Below are 23,078 nucleotides of genomic sequence, written 5' to 3'. Positions count from 1 at the left end.
TTCGTTCTGAAAATCTGGATCCCAGCCTGCGCTGGGATGACGGCGGAGAACGCTGAGTAATGTAAAAAGGGCGCCTATTGGCGCCCTTGTCGTTTCCGCCAATCAGCTTGCTGGCCGCTACGCCTGCGTATCGACCTGGCGCGTAATGGTTCGCGTCCGATGTTGAATAGCTGATCGGGGTAACCTCACCCACCACCGTCATCCCAGCCTGCGCTGGGATGACGGTGTCTTTTCCGCGCTCTATACCAACGGCCGCTGCGCCGCATGCGCAAGCAGCGCGCGGAATTCAGCCAGCGGCACCGGTCGGCTATACAAATACCCTTGGTAGAAATGGCAGCCCTCCTTGAGCAGAAAGTCCAACTGGTCCTGCTGCTCAACCCCTTCGGCAATCATTTCCAGCCCGAGGCTTCGAGCCATCGCCACAATGGCGCGAATGATCTCGGCATCGTTGGGGTCGTTGGTGGCGTCGCGCACGAACGATTGGTCGATCTTCAGCACATCCACCGGTAGACGTTTGAGGTAGGTCAGCGACGAATAGCCGGTGCCGAAGTCATCCATAGCAAAGCTCACGCCGAGCTTTTTCAGGCGCAGCATCTTGGCGATGGTGTCGTCGATATTCTGGATCACGATGCCTTCGGTGATCTCCAGCTTGAGCATCCTGCTGGGCAGCTGGCTGTCGCGCAGGCTGGTGGAGACCCGTTCGACAAAGTTGTTCTGGCGGAACTGCAGGGGGCTGATATTCACGCACAGGCTGAAGGTGTCGCCATCGATCAGGCCGTCCTGCAGCAATTGCGCGCAGGCGTGACAGGCCTCGGCCATCACCCAGCCGCCCACCTCCAGAATCAGCCCGCTTTCTTCCAGTACATGAATAAATTGCGCCGGCGACTGTGGGCCGAAGGTCGGGTGGTGCCAACGCAGCAGCGCTTCAGCACCGATCACGGCACCACTGCGGGCGTCCACCTGGGGCTGGAAATGCAGGTCGAATTCGCCGCGTACCAAGGCCTGGCGTAAGTCGTTTTCCAGGCGCAGGCGCTCACTGGCCGCTTCCTGCATGCTTTTGCGGAACATCTGAATGGCGTTGCGCCCGGAATCCTTGGCCCGGTACAGGGCGATATCCGCACGCTTGAGCAGGTCCGCCGGGGTGTTGCCGTGGTCGGGAATCAGCGCGATGCCCATGCTCGGCGTCACCTGCAGGCGGTGGTTGTCCAGCAGCATGGGTTCGGCCAGCAGTTTGCGCAGCTTGTCGGCGATCTGCCGCACCTGGCGCATCACCTCCGAACGTTTGCCTTCCAGCCCGGAGAGCAACACCACAAATTCATCGCCGCCCAGACGCGCCACCGTGTCTTCCTGGCGCACGCTGGCTTCCAGGCGCGCGGTGACCATCTTCAGCACCGAATCGCCGACCGGATGGCCGAGGGAGTCGTTGATGTGTTTGAAGTGGTCGAGGTCGATAAACAGCAGGGCACCGCGCAGGTCGTGGCGGGTCAGCAGGGCGATCTGCTGGGTCAGGCGGTCCATCAGCAGGGCGCGGTTGGGCAGGTTGGTCAGTGGGTCGTGGTAGGCCAGGTGCTGGATCTGCGCATGGGCTTTTTTCAGTTCGTCGATATCCCGAGCGGTGAGTAGCAAGCAGTCCTGACCATTGAGGTCGATGGGCTCCACCGACACTTCCACCTGTTTCAGCGTGCCGTCGCGGTGGCGGCCGAGCATTTCCAGGTGATGCACGCGGCCGTCGCGTTTCATCATTTCCACCATGCGCTCACGCTCGCTGGGCTTGGCCCATACGTTGATATCGTCCGAGGTACGGCCGATCACTTCCTCGGGGCGGAAGCCGGTGAGGCGGCAGAAGCCCTCGTTGACCTCGATATAACGACCGTCCTTGCGCTCGGTGATGGTGATGGCGTCCGGGCTCGAGTGGAACGCCTTGGCGAATTTCTCTTCGCTGGCCTTGAGCGCGGCCTGGGCCTGTTGGCGTTCGGTGATGTTGCGGAAGGTGGTGGTGATGCAGCGCTGGCGGTCGACGTGGATATAACGGCTGGATACCACGCAGGTCAGCTCTTCGCCGCTCTGGGTGAAATAACGGGCTTCGACGTTATTCAGCTCTTTGTCGCTCCTTAGCTGCGCGCCCAGGCTCTCGCGCAGCTCCAGGTCGGCCCAGAAGCGAATGTCCTTGGCGCTTTTGCCGGTGATCTCGCTCGACTCCCAGCCGAAGGTGCGGCAGAAACTCGGATTGACCTCGATAAACACGCCGTCCACCACCCGTGACACGCAGATCGGGTCCGGGCTGGCCTGGAACAGGGTGGCGAATTTTTCTTCCGAGGCGGCCAGGCGCTGCACCCGCTGCACGCGCTCGCTGATATCCATAAGGATGCCGACCATCCGCAACGGCCGGCCTTCGCTGTCGCGGTAGAGCTTGGCGGTGCTTTCCAGGTAGTGCACCTCGCCATTGGGGAATTGTGAGCTGTAGGTGATCTGGTAATCCTTGCGCTCGCCATCCACCACGTCGCGGTAGGCTTGGCGCATGGCGAGCTGTTCGACCTCCGGCACGCTATCGAAAAAGCTGGCGAAGCTGCCGTGGAAGGGCTCGGCGGACATGCCGTGCAACTGCGAGGCGCGCGGCGAGCCGTAGAGCATATTGCTCGGGATATGCCAGTCCCAGGTGCCCAGTTCGGCGGACTCCAGGGCCAGCGACAGGCGTTCACGGCTGTCGCGCAGCTCCTGTTCCTGCTCCCGTTGCTGGGTGATGTTGCGCATCGACAGCACCAGGCACTCACGGCCATCCAGCTCGATCTTGCCGCCGTAGATCAGGTTGATGCTTTGCCGGCCGGCACGGTCTAGAAGGATCAGTTCCATCTGCTCGATGCGACCCTGCTGTTCGAGGTTTTCCAGCATGCGCCGGCGGTCGTCGATGTTGTGCCACAGGCCCAGTTCGATGGAGGTGCGCCCCAGGGCTTCGGCGGCGCTCCAGCCAAATTGGGCTTCGAAGCCGGGGTTCACCTCGATCAGCTCGCCGCTGGGATAGTCGGCGATCACCACCGAATCCGGGGTATTGCGAAAGGCCTTGGCGAATTTGTCTTCGTTGGCCCGCAGCGCCTGCTCGCGGCGTTTGTGCTCGCTGAGGTCGAGAAAGGTGCTGAGGATGTAGTTTTGTTCTTCCAGCTCGATCAATTGGCTCGACAGTCGGCCGTCCAACGGGTGGCCTTCGCGGGTGAGCAGTTGCACATCGTGCAACACCGGTTCGACGGTCTGGGTCAGGTCCAGCAGGTATTGTTCGTGGCTCTGCGGGTCGCCCCACAGATTCAGCTCGATCACCGAGCGGCCGAGGCGGTCATTGGGGCTCCAGCCAAACAGGGTTTCGAAATGCTGGTTGGCGTCGATCAGTACGTTGTCTTCGTAGCGCACCAAAAGAATCACGTCGGGGCTCAGGTGGAACAGGCTGGCGAAGCGTTGCTCGGAGGCGCGTAGGGCGTGCTCGCGTTCCTGTTGCTCGGTCACGTCGCGCACCACGCCCATGATGCTTGGCTTGCCGTGGGCGTCGCGTTGCAGGCTGCCGGACACCTCCAACCAATGCAGGCTGCCATCCGGCCAGCGGATGCGGTGGCGAAACGCGCGGTTGGTCGGCAGGCCGCTGATGGCCTCCTGGAACAGCTGCTGCACGGCACCCCGTTCTTCATCGGGAATCAGCGAGAAATAGTCGACCTGAGTGCGGATCGGCCGATTGGGGTCCAGGCCGAAGATCGCCTGGGCACCGCGCGACCAGTTGATCCGTCCGCTCTCCACTTCCCAGTGCCAGGCACCCAGCCGTGCGCCATTGAGGGCGGCGAGCAGGCGCGGTGCGTCTTGCCAGGCTTGCTCCCGTTCCACGGGGTCCAGCGCGGGAACAAACGGGCGCGGCGGCAGGTGATCAGAAGGTTTGGGCATAGAGGGCCCATTCAGTGGGGGGAAGCGGCAGGGTGGTGCAAACGCGGGGTGGGGTCATCGACTAGCCCTTCTTATCATTATGTGTAGCACGTTAGCCTCAGCCTGGGCGCTTAGGCAAGATGCCACTACTGATCCCTTGCTCAGGCGTCCGTTCGTTGCGCATCCAGTAGCGCCATAAAAGCTTTGGCTGCGTTGGACAGGGTTCGTTCGGTATGCAGGATGTAACCCAGCTCGCGGCGCAGCTGGATGCCGGGAATCGGCAGGCGCGCCACCTGATCGTCGAGCATGGTGCGCGGCAGAACGCTCCAGGCCAGACCGATGGACACCATCATCTTGATGGTTTCCAGGTAGTTGGTGCTCATGCCGATATTGGGCGTCAGGCCCTGCTCGGCGAACAGCTTGCTGACGATGCGGTTGGTAAAGGTGTTTTCCCCGGGAAACACCGCCGGGTGCTGGGCGATGGCCTTGAGGTCGATTTTTTTCAGGCGTGCCAGTGGGTGCTCGGGGGCTGCCACAAAGTCCAGCGGGTCGTCCCATACCGCCACCGCCTTCACCGGCGCATGGGTTTGCGGTGCAAGGGTAATCACCGCCAGCTCGGCGCGGCCGTGAAGGATTTCTTCATAGGCCACCTCGGAATCGAGAAACTGGATATCCAGCGCCACCTGCGGATACGCCCGGGTAAAGGCGCGCAGCAGCGGCGGCAGGCGGTGCAGGCCGATGTGGTGACTGGTGGCGAGAGTGAGACGCCCGCTGATCTCGCCGTTGAGGTTGCTCAGGGCGCGGCGCGTATCATCCAGCACATTGAGAATCTGGTAAGCGCGCGGCAGCAGGGCGCGACCGGCCTCGGTGAGGCTCACTTCACGACCCAGGCGATCGAACAGGCGCATGTTCAATTGCTGCTCGAGGCTGGCGATGCGTTTGCTGATCGCCGGTTGAGTCAGGTGCAGGCGCTCGCCGGCACCAGAGAAGCTGGCGGTTTCGGCGATGGCGATAAAGGCATTGAGGTTGGCCAGATCCATACTTGGATTCCACTTGGTTATGCAAAGTATGAAAAATATGAATTTGAGTTATTTAAAGCAAGTCCTTACGATTCGACCCCATAAGCAATAAGGTCATTTCCACCCGGTTGGAACGGCCTGACGCATAGAAACGCTGATGAGGAATGACTGATGGCTGGCAAGACGCTCTACGACAAACTCTGGGAAGCGCACGAGGTTAAACGGCGGGATGACGGGTCGTCGCTGATCTACATCGACCGCCATATCCTTCACGAAGTGACTTCCCCGCAAGCGTTCGAGGGGCTGCGTCTGGCCAGTCGCAAGCCATGGCGCATCGACGCCAACATCGCCACCCCGGACCACAACGTGCCGACCACCCTCACCGAGCGCCAGGGTGGCATCGCCGCCATCGCCGATGAAGTGTCGCGCATTCAGGTACAGACCCTGGACGACAACTGCGACGAGTTCGGCATCCTCGAATTCAAAATGAACGACATCCGTCAGGGCATCGTTCACGTCGTCGGGCCGGAGCAGGGCGCGACCTTGCCGGGCATGACCGTGGTTTGCGGCGACTCCCATACCTCCACCCACGGTGCTTTCGGCGCCTTGGCCCACGGTATCGGTACCTCGGAAGTGGAACATGTGCTCGCCACCCAGTGCCTGGTGGCCAAGAAAATGAAAAACATGCAGGTGCGCGTCGAGGGCAAATTGCCCTTTGGCGTGACGGCCAAAGACATCGTCCTTGCCGTGATCGGCAAGATCGGCACCGCGGGTGGCAACGGCCATGCCCTGGAGTTCGCCGGCAGCGCCATCCGCGACTTGTCGATGGAAGGGCGCATGACCATCTGCAACATGTCCATCGAAGGCGGCGCGCGCGTTGGCCTGGTGGCGGCGGATGAAAAAACCGTGGCCTACATTCAAGGCCGCCCGTTCGCCCCTAAAGGTGCCGATTGGGATGCAGCGGTAGAAGCCTGGAAAGACCTGGTATCCGACGATGATGCGGTGTTCGACACCGTGGTCGAGTTGGACGCCGCGCAGATCCAGCCGCAAGTGACCTGGGGCACCTCGCCGGAGATGGTCTTGCCGGTGGCCGCCAACGTGCCGGACCCAAGCAAAGAATCCGACCCGGTGAAAAAGGATTCCATCGAGCGTGCCCTCAAGTACATGGGCCTGGCCGCCAATCAGGCGATTACCGATATCCAGTTGGACCGCGTATTCATCGGCTCCTGCACCAACTCGCGCATCGAAGACCTGCGCGCCGCGGCCGTGGTCGCCAAGGGCCGCAAAGTGGCCTCGACCATCAAGCAGGCCATGGTGGTGCCGGGCTCGGGCCTGGTGAAAGAGCAGGCCGAGAAAGAAGGCCTGCACACCATTTTCCTGGAAGCCGGTTTTGAATGGCGTGAGCCGGGCTGCTCCATGTGCCTGGCGATGAACCCGGACAAACTCGGCAGTGGCGAGCATTGCGCGTCCACCTCCAACCGCAACTTCGAAGGCCGTCAGGGTGCCGGTGGGCGTACCCACCTGGTCAGCCCGGCCATGGCTGCTGCTGCGGCGGTGACCGGCCGTTTTATCGATGTTCGTGAATTGACCCAGGCTTGAGGACCAGCAGATGAAAGCGTTTACCCAGCACACCGGCCTGGTCGCTCCCTTGGATCGCGCCAACGTCGACACCGACCAGATCATTCCCAAGCAGTTCTTGAAGTCGATCAAGCGCACCGGCTTTGGCCCGAACCTGTTCGATGAGTGGCGTTATCTGGACGTGGGGCAGCCCAACCAGGACAACTCCAAGCGTCCGGTAAACCAGGACTTCGTGCTCAACCACCCGCGTTACCAAGGTGCCAGCGTGTTGCTGGCCCGTGAAAACTTCGGCTGCGGCTCCAGCCGCGAGCACGCGCCATGGGCTCTGGAAGAGTACGGTTTCCGCGCCATCATCGCGCCGAGCTACGCCGATATCTTCTTCAACAACAGCTTCAAGAACGGCTTGCTGCCGATCATCCTGCCGGAAGCGGAAGTGGATGAACTGTTCGAACTGGTGGAAGCCAATGTCGGCTACCAGCTGAGCGTGGATTTGGCCGCGCAGACCGTGACCCGTGCCGACGGCAAGGTCATCGGTTTTGACGTGGATACGTTCCGCAAACACTGCCTGTTGAACGGCCTGGACGATATCGGCCTGACCCTGCAGGACGCAGCGGCGATCAGCACCTTCGAGACCAAACATCGCGCTTCGCAGCCTTGGTTGTTCCGCGATTAAGAAGCCGATCAAAATGCTGTAGGAGCGGCTTCAGCCGCGATTGGCCTGGCCTGCAAACATGGGCTTGAACGTCAAAAGCATCGCGGCTGAAGCCGCTCCTACAGAAAACGCGGCGCATATAAAAAGGACGTCACCATGACCAGCAACGCCCACGCCCAAGTGGTACAGAAACAATTCGGTGAACAGGCTGCCGCCTACCTGAGCAGTGCTGTGCACGCCCAAGGTACTGAATTCGCTCTGCTCCAGGCGGAGCTGGCGGGTCATGACGCGGCTCGGGTGCTGGACCTGGGCTGCGGTGCCGGGCATGTGAGTTTCCATGTCGCGCCCTTGGTGGCCGAAGTGGTGGCTTATGACTTGTCCCAGCAGATGCTCGATGTGGTCAGCGCAGCGGCGGTGGATCGTGGCCTGGCCAATGTCCGCACCCAGCAAGGTGCCGCCGAGCGTCTGCCGTTTGCCGATGGCGAGTTCGACTTCGTCTTCAGCCGCTATTCGGCGCACCACTGGAGCGATGTCGGCCAGGCTCTGCGCGAAGTGCGCCGCGTGCTGAAGCCGGGCGGGGTGGCGGCGTTTATCGACGTGATGTCGCCGGGCAGCCCGCTGCTGGACACTTATTTGCAGACCGTGGAAGTGCTGCGCGACACCAGCCATGTGCGCGACTATTCGGCCAGCGAATGGCTGCGCTTTGTCAGTGACGCTGGCTTGGCGACCCGCAGCTACAGCCGCCAGCGTTTGCAGCTGGAGTACAGCTCCTGGGTCGAACGCATGCGCACCCCGGAAAACTTGCGGGTGGCGATTCGCGAACTGCAGCAGGCCATGGGCGCAGAAGTGCGCGAGTATTTTGAGATTGCTGAAGACGGCACCTTTAGTACCGATGTGCTGGTGCTGTGGGCCGAGAAGTAATAACGGCGATTTCCTGAGAACCCACCGTCATCCCGGCGCAGGCCGGGATCCAGAATGTCACGACGAACAGCGTTGCCTGATCAAGTCTGGATTCCGGCCTGCGCCGGAATGACGGGGTAAGATTTGCGTTTTTGTACGGCGTGCCGCGCAGGCTCGTCCATTGATTGATTTGAGGGCGTTATGAGCAAGCAGATTCTGATTCTTCCCGGTGACGGTATTGGCCCGGAAATCATGGCCGAAGCGGTCAAGGTGCTGGAGCTGGCCAACGACAAGTTCCAGCTCGGCTTTGAATTCAGCGAAGACGTCATCGGCGGCGCGGCCATCGACAAGCATGGTGTACCGCTGGCTGACGAAACCCTGGCCCGTGCCCAGGCGGCCGATGCCATCTTGCTGGGTGCCGTCGGTGGCCCGAAATGGGACAAGATCGAGCGCGACATTCGCCCGGAGCGTGGCCTGCTGAAAATTCGTTCGGCCCTGGGGCTGTTTGCCAACCTGCGTCCGGCCATTCTCTACCCACAACTGGCAGACGCCTCGTCGCTCAAGCGTGAAATCGTTGCGGGCCTGGACGTGCTGATCGTGCGTGAGCTGACCGGCGGCATCTACTTCGGCGCACCACGCGGCACCAAGACCCTGGAAAACGGCGAGCGTTTCGCCTTCGACACCCTGCCGTACAGCGAGAGCGAAATCAGCCGTATCGCCCGTGTGGGTTTCGACATGGCGCGCGTACGCGGCAAGAAGCTGTGCTCGGTCGACAAGGCCAACGTGCTGGCGTCCAGCCAACTGTGGCGCGAAGTGGTTGAAGAAGTGGCCAAGGACTACCCGGACGTCGAACTCAGCCATATGTACGTCGACAACGCGGCCATGCAGCTGGTGCGTGCGCCCAAGCAGTTCGACGTGCTGGTGACCGACAATATGTTCGGCGACATTCTGTCGGATCAGGCTTCCATGCTGACCGGTTCCATCGGCATGCTGCCGTCCGCCTCGCTGGATGCCAACAACAAGGGCATGTACGAGCCGTCCCACGGTTCGGCGCCGGATATCGCCGGGCAGGGCATTGCCAACCCGTTGGCGACCATTCTGTCGGTGTCCATGCTGCTGCGTTACACCTTCAACCAGGCCGCTGCGGCCGATGCCATCGAGAAGGCGGTTGGCGTGGTGCTGGATCAGGGCCTGCGTACGGGCGATATCTGGTCCGAAGGCAATACCAAGGTTGGCACTCAGCAGATGGGTGATGCAGTAGTAGCCGCGCTAAAAGCGCTGTAAAGCAACAGCGTTATAAGAACCGCTTTCAGGGGTCGCAAGAGCGACAACAAGTCGGTTACTCTCTGCGGCCCCCTCGAAAGCGGGGGTTCGTATTCATGTTTTTTTAAGGTGTAGTTGCGATGAAGCGTGTAGGTCTGATCGGTTGGCGCGGGATGGTCGGTTCCGTACTCATGCAGCGGATGCTCGAAGAGCAGGATTTCGATTTGATCGAACCGGTGTTCTTCACCACGTCCAATGTCGGTGGCCAAGGCCCTGCCGTGGGCAAGGACATTGCGCCGCTGAAAGACGCTTACAGCATTGATGAGCTCAAAGGCCTCGATGTGATCCTGACCTGCCAGGGCGGCGACTACACCAGCGAAGTATTCCCCAAGCTGCGCGAAGCGGGCTGGAATGGCTACTGGATCGACGCGGCTTCGTCGCTGCGCATGGATGACAACTCGGTGATCGTGCTCGACCCGGTCAACCGCAAGGTCATCGACCAGGCGCTGGATGCGGGCACCAAGAACTATATCGGCGGCAACTGCACCGTCAGCCTGATGCTGATGGCCCTCGGCGGTCTGTTCGAAGCCGGTCTGGTGGAGTGGATGAATGCCATGACCTACCAGGCAGCCTCCGGTGCTGGTGCGCAGAACATGCGCGAGCTGATCAAACAGATGGGCGCTACCCACGCTGCGGTGGCGGATGAACTGGCCAACCCGGCCAGCGCCATCCTCGATATCGACCGCAAAGTGGCTGAAGCCATGCGCGGTGACGCCTTCCCCACCGAGAACTTCGGCGTGCCGCTGGCTGGCAGCCTGATTCCGTGGATCGACAAGGAACTGCCGAACGGCCAGAGCCGCGAAGAGTGGAAAGGCCAGGCCGAGACCAACAAGATCCTCGGCCGCTTCAAGAGCCCGATCCCGGTGGATGGCATCTGTGTGCGTATCGGCGCGATGCGTTGCCACAGCCAGGCGCTGACCCTGAAGCTGAACAAAGACGTGCCGTTGAGCGATATCGAAGGCCTGATCAGCCAGCACAACCCTTGGGTGAAACTGGTGCCGAACCAGCGCGAGCTGAGCATCAAGGAACTGACCCCGACTGCCGTGACCGGCACCCTGACCGTTCCTGTCGGCCGTCTGCGCAAGCTCAATATGGGTTCGCAATACCTGGGTGCTTTCACCGTTGGTGACCAGCTGCTGTGGGGCGCGGCCGAACCGCTGCGGCGCATGCTGCGGATTCTGTTGGAGCGTTGATGGCCTTGGCTTCCCAGTCTGCTTAGCGGGTGGGGTGGCCAGCGTAAAAAAAACAGCCTTGGGGTTCACCGGTCAGTGCCGGCGCAACGCCAAGGCTGTTTTTTTATGTCCGGACGGGTACAGTGCCGCTCCCCGCGTTCCGCCCGGCAGTATTTCAGCAGAGGTAACAGCATGAGCCAGACCTTCGATATCGCCATTATTGGCGCCACCGGCACCGTCGGCGAAACCCTTGTGCAGGTGCTGGAAGAGCGCGAATTCCCCATCGGTACCCTGCATTTGCTGGCTAGCATCGAGTCGGCGGGCGCTTCAGTGCCGTTTCGCGGCAAGAACGTGCGGGTGCGTGAGGTTGAGCAGTTCGATTTCAATCAGGTGCAAATCGTGTTCTTTGCGGCGGCCGAACAGGTCACCCTGAGTTTTGCCCCGCGCGCCCAGGCCGCAGGTTGCCATCTGATCGATCTGTCTGGCGCGCTGCCGGCCGAACAGGCACCGATGCTGGTGCCGGAAGCCAACGCCAGCGTGCTGGCCAGCCTGAAAGCACCGTTCCAGATCAACAGCCCGAGCCCGTGCGCTATTGCCTTGGCAGTGGCGTTGGCACCGCTGCGGCAGCTGGTGAGTATTCAACGAGTCAATGCGACGGCGTGTCTGGCGATTTCCAGTGTCGGTCGGGAAGGGGTGTCGGAACTGGCCCGGCAAACGGCGGAGTTGCTCAATGTGCGCCCGCTGGAGCCGCGCTTCTTTGATCGCCAGGTGGCGTTCAATGTCCTGGCACAGGTGGGTAAGCCGGATGCCAGCGGTTATAGCCGGGTAGAAAAACGTCTGGTCGAAGAGCTCAAGTGGGTGCTGGCCGAGCCGAACCTTAAAGTGTCTGCCACCTGCGTGCTGGCACCGGTGTTTTTCGGTGACAGCCTGAGCGTTTCCCTGCAATGTGCGGGACCGGTCGATCTGGCGGCGGTGAACGCTGCGCTGGAGGCGGCGGAGGGTATCGAGCTGGTGGAAGAGGGCGATTATCCGACCGTAGTCGGCGATGCCGTAGGCCAGGATGTGATCTATGTAGGACGTGTTCGCGTCGGATTCGACGATTTGTCCGAACTCAATTTGTGGATTGCGTCTGATAATGTGCGCAAAGGCGCCGCTCTGAACGCTGTGCAAATTGCTGAGTTATTGATAAAACACTATCTGTAAAAGATACTTACCTAGAAATTTGAAGAATCATTCTAGCTTGGCCTATCTTGGTACATCCGGGGGCTGAGCTGTTGTTGGTTGGGGAGCCGCCATTCGGCGGAACAGGCAGCAACTGTATTAAGACCCTCTCGCGCGTCGAGAAAAAAGATAAAACAAGGGATATCGCTATGGCTCGGGTTCGCAAACTGGTGCTGGCAATCGCGGCTGCTTCGGCGCTGACGTCCGGTATGGCGCACGCGTTGGGGCTCGGGGAAGTGACCCTGAAGTCGGCGCTGAATCAGCCATTGGACGCAGAGATCGAATTGGTCGAGGTTCGAGATCTGGCTTCTAACGAGGTGGTTCCCAATCTGGCATCCCCGGATGAATTCAATAAGGCCGGTATTGACCGTCAGTATTTTCTGACGGACCTCAAATTCACCCCGGTACTCAAGCCCAACGGCAAGAGCGTTATCCGCGTCACCTCCAGCAAGCCGGTGCGTGAGCCCTACCTGAACTTCCTGGTAGAAGTGCTCTGGCCAAGTGGTCGCGTACTACGCGAGTACACCCTGCTGCTGGATCCGCCGCTGTACTCGCCACAAGCCGCTGCCGCTGCTGCGCCGAAACCGCCAGTGGCCGCTCCGGTCGCCAAGCCGGCCGTCAAGCCTGCTCCGGTTGCGCCAACTGCGCGTCCAGCTGCGCCGGTCGCTGCTGAGCCCGCTCCAGTGGCCCCAACTGCCCGTCCGGCAGCGCCTGCGCCAAGCGCCGCGGCACCGGCTGGCAAAGTAGCTGACGATTCCTACAAAACCACCTCGAGCGACACGCTGTGGGAAGTTGCCCAGCGCACCCGTTCCACCGGTTCGGTACACCAGGCCATGCTGGCCATCCAGGATCTCAATCCGGACGCCTTCGTCGACGGCAATATCAACCGTCTGAAAAGCGGTCAGGTGCTGCGTCTGCCCGACGAGCAACGGATCAAGTCGCGCTCGCAGAGCGATGCCATTGCCCAGGTTGCTTCGCAGAACGCCGCCTGGCGTGAAGGTCGCAGCGTAGCGGCCAGCGGTGCCCGTCAACTGGACGCCACCAAGCGCGCCACTGCCGGTGATGCCCCGGCCAAGACCGACGATAAAGACAGCCTGAAGCTGCTCTCCGGTGATGCCGGCAAGGCCACCAAAGGCGGCGAAAAAGGTGCCAGCGGTGACACCAAGGCGCTTAACGACAAACTCGCTGTGACCAAGGAAAGCCTCGACTCCACTCGCCGTGAGAACGACGAGCTGAAGAGCCGTATGGGCGACCTGCAAAGCCAACTGGACAAGCTCAACCGTCTGATCCAGCTGAAAGACAGCCAGATGGCCAAGCTACAAGCCGATATCGCCGCCAAGGGCAATCAGCCTGCTGCAACGGCCCCAGCTGCGGCGGCCAAGCCGGCTACTCCAGCCCCAGCTACCTCCCCAACTGCCAGCGCCACCCCAGTTGCCGAGCCGGTCAAACCGGCAGTAGCGCCTGAGGCCACCCCGCCAGTCGGCGACAAGCCGCCAGCCACCGATTTCAACTACAGCGAAGAAGCGGCCAAGCCGGCTGACGCTGCCAAGGCACCAGAAGCCGCACCGGCTCCTGCACCCGCACCGACAGTCGAGAAACCGGTCAAGCCAAAACCCGCGCCAGTGGTTGAGCCTGCGCCGGTAGAAACCAGCTTTGTCGACGACCTGATGGCCAACCCGATGCTCCTCGGCATTGCCGGTGGTGGCGCGCTGTTGCTGCTGTTGGTGGGTCTGATGGTGCTGTCGCGCCGCAATGCGCAGAAAGAAGCCGAGCTGCACTATGACCTGGCTGCCCAGGAAGAGCCGAGCCCGTTCGACAGCGATCTGGACGTGCCGGACACCACATTCGCCGGTCTGGACGTGGAAGGCGACGACCCTGTTGCACCAGCCAAAGAAGAGCGTGTTACCGCGCAAACCGGTGATGTGCTGGGCGAGGCCGATATCTATATCGCCTACGGTCGCTTCACTCAGGCTGCAGAACTGCTGCAAGACGCCATCAACAACGAACCGCAGCGCGCTGACCTGCGCCTGAAACTGATGGAAGTGCAGGCTGAGCTGGGCGACCAGGAAGGCTTCGCCCGTCAGGAGCGCGAGCTGACTGAAATCGGTGGCGCGCAGAGCGACATCGAACAGCTGAAGTCCCGTTACCCAGGCATGGCTGCTGCGGCCTTCGCAGGCTTCGCCGGTGCCGCTGCTGCTTCGGCACTGGATAACGACGCGGATAACTTCAGCCTCGACGACCTGACCCTGGACGAGCCAGCCGCTGCCGCGCCAGCCGATGAGATGGACCTGAGCCTCGATGACCTCGAAGCCGAACTGGATCGCGATCTGACCTCGGGCAGCGGCGACTCGCTGAATGATTTCGGCGATCTGAGCCTGGACGACGAACTCGACCTGACTTCCACCAGCTCGCCAGCCGGCAGCGGCATCAGCGACCTGGATTTCGACCTGAGCCTGGACGACAGTCCGAGCACCAGCAGCGCCGCGCTGAGCGACGACCTGGCGGACTTCAGTCTCGATCTGGAAGAGCCGAAAGCCGCCACCAGCAGCGAGGAAGATGACTTCCTGCTGAGCCTGGATGACGACCTGGGCAGCAGCGCCAGCAACGATTTCGCCGACCTCAGCCTGGAGCCGGACGCTGCGCCGGAACTGGACGCCGGTCTGGATGCCGAGCACGAACTGCCGGCGGACTTCGATCTGTCCCTGCCTGACGACGCCCCGAGCGCGCCGGTATCCAACGAGACCTTCGCGGCCAAACTGGATGAAGTGACTGCCGAACTGGATCAGATGAGCGAAAAACTGGACCTGCCGGAAGAAGACGACTTCGACTCGTTGATCGCCCCGGCCAGCAGCCCATCTGCTGCTAGCCTGGACGCCGACGACGATTTCGACTTCCTGTCCGGCACCGACGAAACCGCCACCAAACTCGATCTGGCCCGTGCCTATATCGACATGGGTGACACCGAAGGCGCCCGCGACATCCTCGATGAAGTGATCAGCGAGGGTAGCGACGCCCAACAACAGGAAGCGCGCGAGCTGATCGCCCGTATCGTCTGATTCATGACTGAAGCAATACCCACAGCGGCGGCCGAGATGGCCGCCGTTGGCTTTTCCAGAATCGCCCTCGGCGTGGAATACAAAGGCTCGCGTTACCGCGGCTGGCAGCGCCAGGCTTCGGGCGTGGCGACTATTCAAGAAGAGCTGGAAAAAGCCCTGTCCCGCGTGGCCGACTCACCGGTGATTCTCAACTGCGCCGGGCGTACCGATGCCGGGGTGCACGCCTGTGGTCAGGTGGTGCATTTCGACACCCAGGCCGAACGCACCCTGAAAGCCTGGGTGATGGGTGCCAATATCAACCTGCCGCACGACATCAGCGTGACCTGGGCCAAGGTGATGCCGGCGCATTTTCATGCGCGGTTCAAGGCGGTGGCCAGGCGTTATCGCTACGTCATCTATAACGACCAGATCCGTCCGGCCCATCTGGGCGAGGAAATCACTTGGAACCACCGCCCGCTGGATGTCGAGCGCATGCGTGAGGCCGCCCAGTATCTGGTGGGCGAACATGATTTCAGCGCGTTCCGCGCCGGTCAGTGCCAGGCCAAGTCGCCGATCAAGAAGATGCACCACCTGCGAGTGACCCAGCACGGCAAGATGATCGTGCTCGACCTGCGCGCCAACGCCTTTCTGCACCATATGGTGCGCAATATTGCCGGCGTGCTGATGACTATCGGTGCCGGCGAGCGCCCGGTGGAGTGGATGAAGGACGTGCTGGAGTCGCGGATTCGCCGTACTGGCGGGGTGACGGCCCATCCGTTTGGCCTGTATCTGGTGCAGGTGGAGTACCCGGCGGAGTTCGTCTTGCCGGAGCGCTATATCGGCCCGCATTTCCTCTCCGGGCTGGCGGACCTTGGCTGACGCCCGGCAATGGGCTTTGCTACCATCCCCAGTCCGGTATTTTTCAGGTGCGCGCCGTGTCCATCGTTCGTAGCAAAATCTGTGGCATCACCCGCTTGGAAGACGCGCTGGTGGCAGTCGAGGCGGGTGCCGATGCCATTGGTTTTGTGTTTTACGCCAAAAGCCCGCGGGCGGTAACAGCCGAGCAGGTGCGCGCGATCATTGCTGCGCTGCCGCCGTTTGTGACCACCGTCGGGTTGTTTGTCGATATGCCGCGCGCCGAGCTGGAAGCGCTGTTACAGCGGGTGCCGTTGGATCTGCTGCAATTCCATGGCGACGAGGCGGCTGCAGACTGTGCCGGCTATGGTCGTCCCTATATCAAAGCGCTGCGGGTGCAGGCTGGTGATGATGTGGCGGCGATGATCGCGCTTTATCCCGAAGCTTCAGGCATTCTGCTCGACACCTTTGTTGCCGGCGTGCCCGGAGGCACCGGTGAGGCGTTCGACTGGGGCCTGGTGCCGGCGCAGCCAAGCAAGCCGATCATTCTTGCTGGCGGTCTGACCGCGGAGAATGTGGCGGATGCCATCGAACAGGTACAACCCTATGCCGTGGATGTCAGTGGCGGGGTAGAGCAGAGCAAAGGGATTAAAAGTGCGGAAAAGGTGCGCGCGTTTATCGCGGCGGTGAAGCGTACCCGAGCAAGCTGATCGCATGTGACGGCAGTCCATCAGTGGCCGTCCATAAGCCTGTCGCCACGCAAGCGCGTGAACTTCGCGACAGCTATGTGGTTAAACCCTTACAGCGGTTTATGGCAATAGCGGGTCCGGGTCAGACGCCTACGGGGCGATGGCTGGACAGCAAACCTGAATTTTTGCGTTGTGACAGGTAGCCGCTAATAGCGCCTGTACAAGCCAACAGCTTTGGAGAATGAGTGCATGAGTAACTGGCTGGTAGACAAGCTGATCCCATCGATCATGCGATCCGAGGTGAAAAAGAGCTCTGTCCCCGAGGGCTTGTGGCACAAGTGCCCATCCTGCGAAGCGGTGCTGTACCGCCCCGAGCTGGAAAAGACCCTGGATGTTTGCCCCAAGTGCAACCACCATATGCGTATCGACGCTCGCGCCCGTCTGGATATCTTCCTGGACAGCGAGGGTCGTGAAGAAATTGGCGCCGATCTGGAGCCAGTCGACCGTCTGAAATTCCGCGACAGCAAGAAATACAAAGACCGCCTGACTGCTGCGCAAAAGCAGACCGGCGAGAAAGACGCGCTGATCGCCATGCGTGGCACCTTGGAGCAGATTCCCGTGGTCGCCTGTGCGTTCGAGTTCGCCTTTATGGGCGGCTCCATGGGTGCCATCGTGGGTGAGCGCTTTGTCCGTGCGGCCAACGTGGCCCTTGAGCAGCGTTGCCCGCTGGTGTGCTTCGCCGCTTCGGGTGGTGCGCGCATGCAGGAAGCCCTTATCTCGCTGATGCAGATGGCCAAGACGTCCGCCGTGCTGGCCCGTCTGCGAGAAGAGGGGGTGCCGTTTATTTCCGTGCTGACCGATCCGGTCTACGGCGGCGTTTCCGCCAGTCTGGCGATGCTCGGTGATGTCATTGTCGCTGAACCCAAGGCGCTGATCGGTTTCGCCGGCCCACGGGTTATCGAGCAGACCGTACGCGAGAAGTTGCCCGAAGGCTTCCAGCGCAGCGAGTTCCTTCTGGCCCACGGTGCCATCGATATGATCATTTCCCGTCAGGAACTGCGCCCGCGTCTGGCGCGCCTGTTGGCGCAAATGCAGAACCTGCCGACCCCGGTCGCTGCGCCGACACCTATCAGCGCATGATCCAGCGCAACCTTGCCGAGTGGCTGAGCTATCTGGAGCAGTTGCATCCAGTAGCCATCGACATGGGTCTGGAGCGTTCCAGAGAAGTGGCCAGCCGCCTCGGTCTGGGACGTCCGGCGGCCAAGGTGATCACCGTCACCGGCACCAACGGCAAGGGTTCCACCTGTGCCTTGCTGGCCTCGTTGCTCGCAGAGCAGGGCCTCAAGGTGGGTGTGTACAGCTCACCGCATCTGCTGCGTTACAACGAGCGCGTGCAGGTGGCCGGCGTCGAAGCGACCGACTCTGAGTTGTGCGAAGCCTTCGCCGCGGTTGAAGCGGCGCGTGGCGAAATCTCCTTAACCTATTTCGAAGTCGGCACCCTGGCCGCGTTCTGGTTGTTCCAGCGCAGTGGCCTGGATGCGGCCGTACTCGAAGTGGGCCTGGGCGGTCGCCTGGATACGGTCAATCTGATCGACCCGGACCTGGCGCTGGTCACCAGCATCGGCCTGGATCATGCCGATTACCTGGGCGATACCCGCGAGTCGGTGGCGTTTGAAAAGGCCGGTATTTTCCGCGCCGGCGTGCCGGCGGTGTGCGGCGACCTCAATCCTCCCGCACCGCTGCGCGAGAAAGCCAAAGCGCTGCCTTGTCCTCTGCTGCTGCGTGGGCCGGATTACGACCTGGCATTTGGCGAACACAGCTGGCACTGGCGCGGCCTCAATAGCGCCGGTGAGCACCTGCGCCTGCACGACCTGCCTTTACTCGATCTGCCTATGGAAAATGCCGCCCTGGCCCTGCAGGCCTATGCCTTGCTCGACCTGCCCTGGCAGCCTGACCAGATGGTCACTGCCCTGCAGCGCACCCGGGTAACCGGACGCCTGGATCGACGAGCGGTAAATTGGCGCGGCAAGGCACTCACGCTGCTGCTGGATGTTGGGCATAATCCCCATGCCGCCGAATACCTGGCGCAGCGTCTGGCCAGTCAGCCTGTTGTGGGTAAGCGTCTGGCGGTGTTCGGTTTGTTGGCTGACAAGGACTTGCCGGGTGTTCTCGCGCCGTTGCTGAGTCAGGTTTCGAGCTGGGCGGTGGCACCTTTGCCGACGCCGCGGACCCGCCCGGCTGCCGAGCTGCAGGCCGCCTTGCTGAACCAAGGTGCCAGTGTCGCAGCCTACGGTGATATCGCCGCAGCGTTGGAAGCGCAGCTGGAACGCGCGACGGCAGACGACGAAATTCTGTTGTTTGGATCTTTTTACTGCGTGGCCGAGGCCCTGGAATGGCTGGCCCGCCATGCCATGGGAGAAGTGGGGAATGGCTTTGCTGGATAAAGGATTGAAGCAACGGATCGTTGGCGCCTTGGTGCTGTTGGCCCTGGCGATCATCTTTTTGCCGATGCTGCTGTCACGTCAGGATGAGTCCCGCCATGTGGTGGTGGACGCCCCGGCCATGCCGCAAGCGCCGGCTATGCCCGAGGTGAGCCAGGACGCCGTGGCCGTTCCGGAGCCGGAGTTGCTGCCGGAAGAGCCGGTACCTGCCGATGCCCCAGCCACCACGCCAGCACCATTGCCGTCCGCGCCGATTGCCTCGGCCGCGCCTTCTGCCCCGATTGCGCCGAAACCGGCGGCTACTGCCAGTGCCACTCCGGCTGTGCCGGCTGCCACGCCTAACCGTCTGGACGCCAATAGCCTGCCGATCAGTTGGTCGATCCAGTTGGCCAGTCTGTCCAGCCGGGCCAGCGCTGAAAGCCTGCAGAAGACCCTGCGCAGCCAGGGCTACAACGCCTATATCCGCAGCGCCGAAGGCATGAACCGGGTATTTGTCGGCCCGCTGATCGAACGCGCCGAAGCGGAGCGTCTGCGTGATCAGTTGACCAAGCAGCAGAAACTCAAAGGGTTTGTGGTGCGCTTTCAGCCAGAAAGCAGCTGATTGCCTCACTGAAAAAAGCATCGCGGCTGAAGCCGCTCCTGCGGGGAGTACGATCTTGGAGGAGCGGCTTCAGTCGCGATGCTTTTAGCCCGGCGGCAATTAATTGAACCGCGTTCGATAAATCGCGGCTTACTCCTTGCGTAGCGCTCTGTTAAAATCCCGCGCCTCTTCCGTCGGTAGGCCTGCAACGTGCCATTTACCTGGGTCGATTGGGCGATCATCGCCGTTATCGCGATCTCCAGTTTGATCAGCTTGAAACGCGGCTTCGTCAAAGAGGCCCTGTCGCTGGTGACCTGGATCATTGCCGGGGTCGTTGCCTGGATGTTTGGCGGCGCTCTGTCCCAGCACCTGGTGGACTACATCGACACCCCTTCAGCCCGGGTTATCGCCGGCTGTGCCATTCTCTTCGTAGCCACGTTGTTAGTGGGTGCCCTATTTAATTTTCTTATTGGCGAGCTGGTTCGCGTTACCGGACTATCTGGCACCGACCGCGTGCTGGGTATGGTTTTTGGTGCGGCGCGCGGCGGCTTGCTGGTGGTGTTGCTGGTCGGCCTGCTCAGCCTGGCACCGGTGACTCAGGATTCCTGGTGGCAGCAGTCAGCACTGGTTCCGCATTTTCTGATTGTGGCCGACTGGTCGAAAAATCTGATTCTGACCCTGGCCAGCCAATGGCTTGCCAGTGGTGTTTCCGGGCCGTCAGAGTTGTCGTTTAAAAATGTTCTGCAGCCAAAATCGTTGTAGAAATCAGCAATTTAGAAACGTAGCGAACGAAGGCTAGGCGAGGCACTCTTTAGTGCAAAAGCGGACGAGTAAGCGGAGTTGGCTGTAGCCAATGAGCATCGCGAGTCTGTTTTTAACGATGCATAGCCGAGCGCAGTAGTTTCCACTAGAAAGGGGTTGGTCGCATGTGTGGCATCGTCGGCATCGTCGGTAAGTCGAACGTCAATCAGGCGCTGTATGACGCGCTTACCGTACTCCAGCATCGCGGCCAGGACGCTGCCGGTATCGTGACCAGCCATGACGGCCGGTTGTATCTGCGCAAAGACAATGGTCTGGTGCGCGATGTGTTCCACCAGCGCCATATGCAGCGCCTGGTCGGCCACATGGGCATCGGCCATGTGCGTTACCCGACCGCAGGCAGCTCCACCTCGGCCGAGGCGCAGCCGTTCTACGTCAACTCGCCGTACGGCATCACCCTGGCGCACAACGGCAACCTGACCAACGTTGAACAGTTGGCCAAAGAGATCTACGAGTCCGACCTGCGCCACGTCAACACCAGCTCCGACTCCGAAGTGCTGCTTAACGTGTTCGCCCATGAGCTGGCGGTACGCGGCAAGCTGCAGCCCACCGAGGACGACGTGTTTGCCGCCGTCACCGACGTGCACAAGCGTTGCACCGGTGGTTATGCGGTGGTGGCCATGGTCACCGGCTACGGTATCGTCGGTTTCCGCGACCCCAACGGCATCCGCCCGATCGTCTTCGGCCAGCGTCACACCGACGAAGGCGTGGAATATATGATCGCGTCGGAAAGCGTCTCCCTCGACGTTCTCGGCTTCACCCTGATCCGCGACCTGGCTCCGGGCGAAGCGGTGTACATCACCGAAGAAGGCAAGATTTCCACCCGTCAGTGCGCCACCAACCCGCAGTACTCGCCCTGCATCTTCGAGCACGTCTACCTGGCGCGCCCGGATTCGATCATGGACGGTATCTCGGTGTACAAGGCGCGCCTGCGCATGGGTGAGAAGCTGGCCGACAAGATTCTGCGCGAGCGTCCGGATCACGATATCGATGTAGTTATCCCGATTCCGGATACCAGCCGCACCTCGGCTCTGGAACTGGCCAACCACCTGGGGGTGAAATTCCGCGAAGGTTTCGTCAAGAACCGCTATATCGGCCGCACCTTCATCATGCCCGGCCAGGCTGCGCGGAAAAAATCGGTACGGCAGAAGCTCAACGCCATCGAGCTGGAGTTCCGCGGCAAGAACGTAATGCTGGTGGATGACTCCATCGTGCGCGGCACCACCTGCAAGCAGATCATCCAGATGGCTCGCGAAGCTGGCGCCAAGAACGTGTACTTCTGCTCGGCGGCCCCGGCCGTGCGCTACCCGAACGTGTACGGCATCGACATGCCCAGCGCCCACGAACTGATCGCCCATAACCGCACCACCGAGGAAGTGGCCGAGCTGATCGGCGCTGACTGGCTGGTGTATCAGGACCTCAGCGACCTGATCGACGCGGTCGGCGGCGGCAAGGTCAAGATCGATCAGTTCGACTGCGCGGTGTTCGACGGCAAGTACGTCACCGGTGACGTCAACGAGGCCTACCTGAACAGGATCGAGCAGGCGCGTAACGACTCGTCGAAACACAAGACCAATGTGGTCAGCGCGATCATCGACCTGTACAACAACTGATGATGACGGCAGCCCGCTTCGGCGGGCTGCACGTTTGCAGTGCTACTGAATTTTGATGGAGAAAGGGCATGACGCAGGAATGGGATGCCGGGCGGCTGGACAGTGACCTCGAAGGCGTAGGTTTCGACACCCTGGCGGTACGCGCCGGGCACCACCGTACCCCTGAAGGCGAGCATGGCGAGGCGATGTTCTTTACCTCCAGCTATGTGTTCCGCACGGCGGCCGACGCTGCTGCGCGTTTTGCCGGTGAAGTGCCGGGCAACGTCTATTCGCGTTACACCAACCCCACCGTGCGTACCTTCGAAGAGCGCCTGGCCGCCCTGGAAGGTGCCGAGCAGGCGGTGGCCACGGCTTCCGGTATGTCGGCGATCATGGGCGTGGTCATGGCCTTCTGCAGCGCCGGCGATCATGTGCTGGTGTCGCGCAGCGTGTTCGGTTCGACCATCAGCCTGTTCGAAAAATACCTGAAGCGTTTTGGTGTGCAGGTCGACTATGTCGAGCTGGCCAACGTCGCCGGCTGGGGCGCGGCCTGCAAGCCGAACACCAAGATGTTTTTTGTCGAATCGCCATCCAATCCGCTGGCCGAGCTGGTGGATATCCCGGCGCTGGCCGAAGTGGCCCATGCCCATGGTGCCAAACTGGTGGTGGACAACTGCTTCTGCACCCCGGTGCTGCAAAAGCCGCTGGCCCTGGGCGCGGATATCGTGGTGCATTCGGCGACCAAGTTTATCGATGGCCAGGGTCGTTGCCTGGGTGGCGTGGTGGCAGGCAGCTCGAAACTGATGAACGAAATCGTCGGTTTCGTTCGCACCGTCGGCCCGACCATGAGCCCGTTCAACGCCTGGGTGTTCCTCAAAGGCTTGGAAACCCTGCGTATTCGTATGCAGGCGCACTGTGCCAGCGCGCAGATTCTCGCCGAGTGGCTGGAACAGCAGCCGGGCATCGAAAAGGTGCACTACGCCGGTTTGCCCAGCCATCCGCAGCATGAACTGGCCAAGCGTCAGCAGCGTGCCTTCGGCGCGGTGGTGAGCTTTGAAGTGAAGGGCGGCAAGGAGGGTGCCTGGCGCTTTATCGACGCCACCCGCTTGCTTTCCATCACCGCCAACCTGGGTGACAGCAAATCCACCATCACCCACCCAAGCACCACGTCCCACGGGCGTCTGACCCCGCAAGAGCGCGCTTCGGCTGGCATTCGTGACAGCCTGATCCGTGTCGCGGTAGGTCTGGAAGAAGTGCAGGACATTCAGGCCGACCTGGCGCGTGGCCTCGCGGCGCTGTGATTGA

Annotated in this window: 17 protein-coding genes; 15 read left to right on the top strand and 2 right to left on the bottom strand. The window is 61.5% G+C overall.

Translation table 11 applies throughout. From position 1 onward, the window contains the following. Positions 1-240: 240 nt before the first annotated feature. Entirely contained in the window at positions 241-3,918 is a 3,678-nt protein-coding gene (locus ACVW0Y_RS19785) for a PAS domain S-box protein (RefSeq protein WP_457440716.1), read from the bottom strand. A gap of 140 nt (positions 3,919-4,058) precedes the next feature. Continuing rightward, positions 4,059-4,937 (bottom strand): LysR family transcriptional regulator, encoded by an 879-nt coding sequence (locus ACVW0Y_RS19780; protein WP_457440714.1) that lies wholly within the window; start codon positions 4,935-4,937, stop codon positions 4,059-4,061. A gap of 150 nt (positions 4,938-5,087) precedes the next feature. Between ACVW0Y_RS19780 and leuC the strand changes: the two genes are divergently transcribed. From leuC to ACVW0Y_RS19705, 15 genes are all read left to right on the top strand, one after another. Continuing rightward, a complete protein-coding gene (gene leuC / locus ACVW0Y_RS19775; protein WP_457440712.1) occupies positions 5,088-6,515 on the top strand; it encodes a 3-isopropylmalate dehydratase large subunit in 1,428 nt (475 codons plus the stop codon). Positions 6,516-6,525: 10 nt separating this feature from the next. Beyond that, the gene (leuD, locus tag ACVW0Y_RS19770) at positions 6,526-7,167 is read left to right on the top strand and encodes a 3-isopropylmalate dehydratase small subunit (RefSeq protein ID WP_457440710.1); all 642 of its coding nucleotides are present in this window, start codon (positions 6,526-6,528) and stop codon (positions 7,165-7,167) included. 135 nt (positions 7,168-7,302) lie between these two features. Then, on the top strand, positions 7,303-8,067 hold the full coding sequence (locus ACVW0Y_RS19765; RefSeq protein ID WP_457440708.1) for a class I SAM-dependent methyltransferase: 765 nt from the start codon (positions 7,303-7,305) through the stop codon (positions 8,065-8,067). Positions 8,068-8,247: 180 nt separating this feature from the next. Further along, positions 8,248-9,330 carry a 3-isopropylmalate dehydrogenase gene (gene leuB / locus ACVW0Y_RS19760; protein WP_457440706.1) on the top strand — a complete coding sequence of 361 codons (1,083 nt, stop codon included), beginning with the start codon at positions 8,248-8,250 and terminating at the stop codon, positions 9,328-9,330. Between the two features lie 119 nt (positions 9,331-9,449). Next, positions 9,450-10,562 carry an aspartate-semialdehyde dehydrogenase gene (asd, locus tag ACVW0Y_RS19755; RefSeq protein ID WP_457440703.1) on the top strand — a complete coding sequence of 371 codons (1,113 nt, stop codon included), beginning with the start codon at positions 9,450-9,452 and terminating at the stop codon, positions 10,560-10,562. A gap of 171 nt (positions 10,563-10,733) precedes the next feature. Further along, complete coding sequence (locus tag ACVW0Y_RS19750; protein ID WP_457440701.1) at positions 10,734-11,744, top strand: aspartate-semialdehyde dehydrogenase; 1,011 nt, start codon at positions 10,734-10,736, stop codon at positions 11,742-11,744. 167 nt (positions 11,745-11,911) lie between these two features. Continuing rightward, the gene (locus ACVW0Y_RS19745) at positions 11,912-14,818 is read left to right on the top strand and encodes a FimV/HubP family polar landmark protein (protein WP_457440699.1); all 2,907 of its coding nucleotides are present in this window, start codon (positions 11,912-11,914) and stop codon (positions 14,816-14,818) included. A 36-nt stretch (positions 14,819-14,854) separates the two neighbouring features. Further along, positions 14,855-15,676: a tRNA pseudouridine(38-40) synthase TruA gene (gene truA, locus ACVW0Y_RS19740; RefSeq protein ID WP_457440742.1), complete on the top strand. Its 822-nt coding sequence runs from the start codon at positions 14,855-14,857 to the stop codon at positions 15,674-15,676. A 56-nt stretch (positions 15,677-15,732) separates the two neighbouring features. Then, complete coding sequence (locus tag ACVW0Y_RS19735) at positions 15,733-16,362, top strand: phosphoribosylanthranilate isomerase (RefSeq protein ID WP_457440697.1); 630 nt, start codon at positions 15,733-15,735, stop codon at positions 16,360-16,362. Positions 16,363-16,590: 228 nt separating this feature from the next. Continuing rightward, a complete protein-coding gene (gene accD, locus ACVW0Y_RS19730; protein WP_457440695.1) occupies positions 16,591-17,481 on the top strand; it encodes an acetyl-CoA carboxylase, carboxyltransferase subunit beta in 891 nt (296 codons plus the stop codon). Next, positions 17,478-18,785: a bifunctional tetrahydrofolate synthase/dihydrofolate synthase gene (folC, locus tag ACVW0Y_RS19725; RefSeq protein WP_457440693.1), complete on the top strand. Its 1,308-nt coding sequence runs from the start codon at positions 17,478-17,480 to the stop codon at positions 18,783-18,785. Before accD ends, folC begins: the two co-directional genes overlap by 4 nt. After that, on the top strand, positions 18,769-19,383 hold the full coding sequence (locus ACVW0Y_RS19720; RefSeq protein WP_457440691.1) for an SPOR domain-containing protein: 615 nt from the start codon (positions 18,769-18,771) through the stop codon (positions 19,381-19,383). Before folC ends, ACVW0Y_RS19720 begins: the two co-directional genes overlap by 17 nt. Before the next feature lie 189 nt (positions 19,384-19,572). Next, complete coding sequence (locus ACVW0Y_RS19715; protein ID WP_457440689.1) at positions 19,573-20,124, top strand: CvpA family protein; 552 nt, start codon at positions 19,573-19,575, stop codon at positions 20,122-20,124. Between the two features lie 164 nt (positions 20,125-20,288). Beyond that, positions 20,289-21,794 carry an amidophosphoribosyltransferase gene (gene purF / locus ACVW0Y_RS19710; RefSeq protein ID WP_457440687.1) on the top strand — a complete coding sequence of 502 codons (1,506 nt, stop codon included), beginning with the start codon at positions 20,289-20,291 and terminating at the stop codon, positions 21,792-21,794. 68 nt (positions 21,795-21,862) lie between these two features. Next, positions 21,863-23,074 (top strand): O-succinylhomoserine sulfhydrylase, encoded by a 1,212-nt coding sequence (locus ACVW0Y_RS19705; RefSeq protein ID WP_457440685.1) that lies wholly within the window; start codon positions 21,863-21,865, stop codon positions 23,072-23,074. Positions 23,075-23,078: the final 4 nt, after the last annotated feature.

The organism is Pseudomonas sp. TE3786, assembly GCF_054057335.1.
This window is presented reverse-complemented; position numbering and strand designations above follow the sequence as displayed.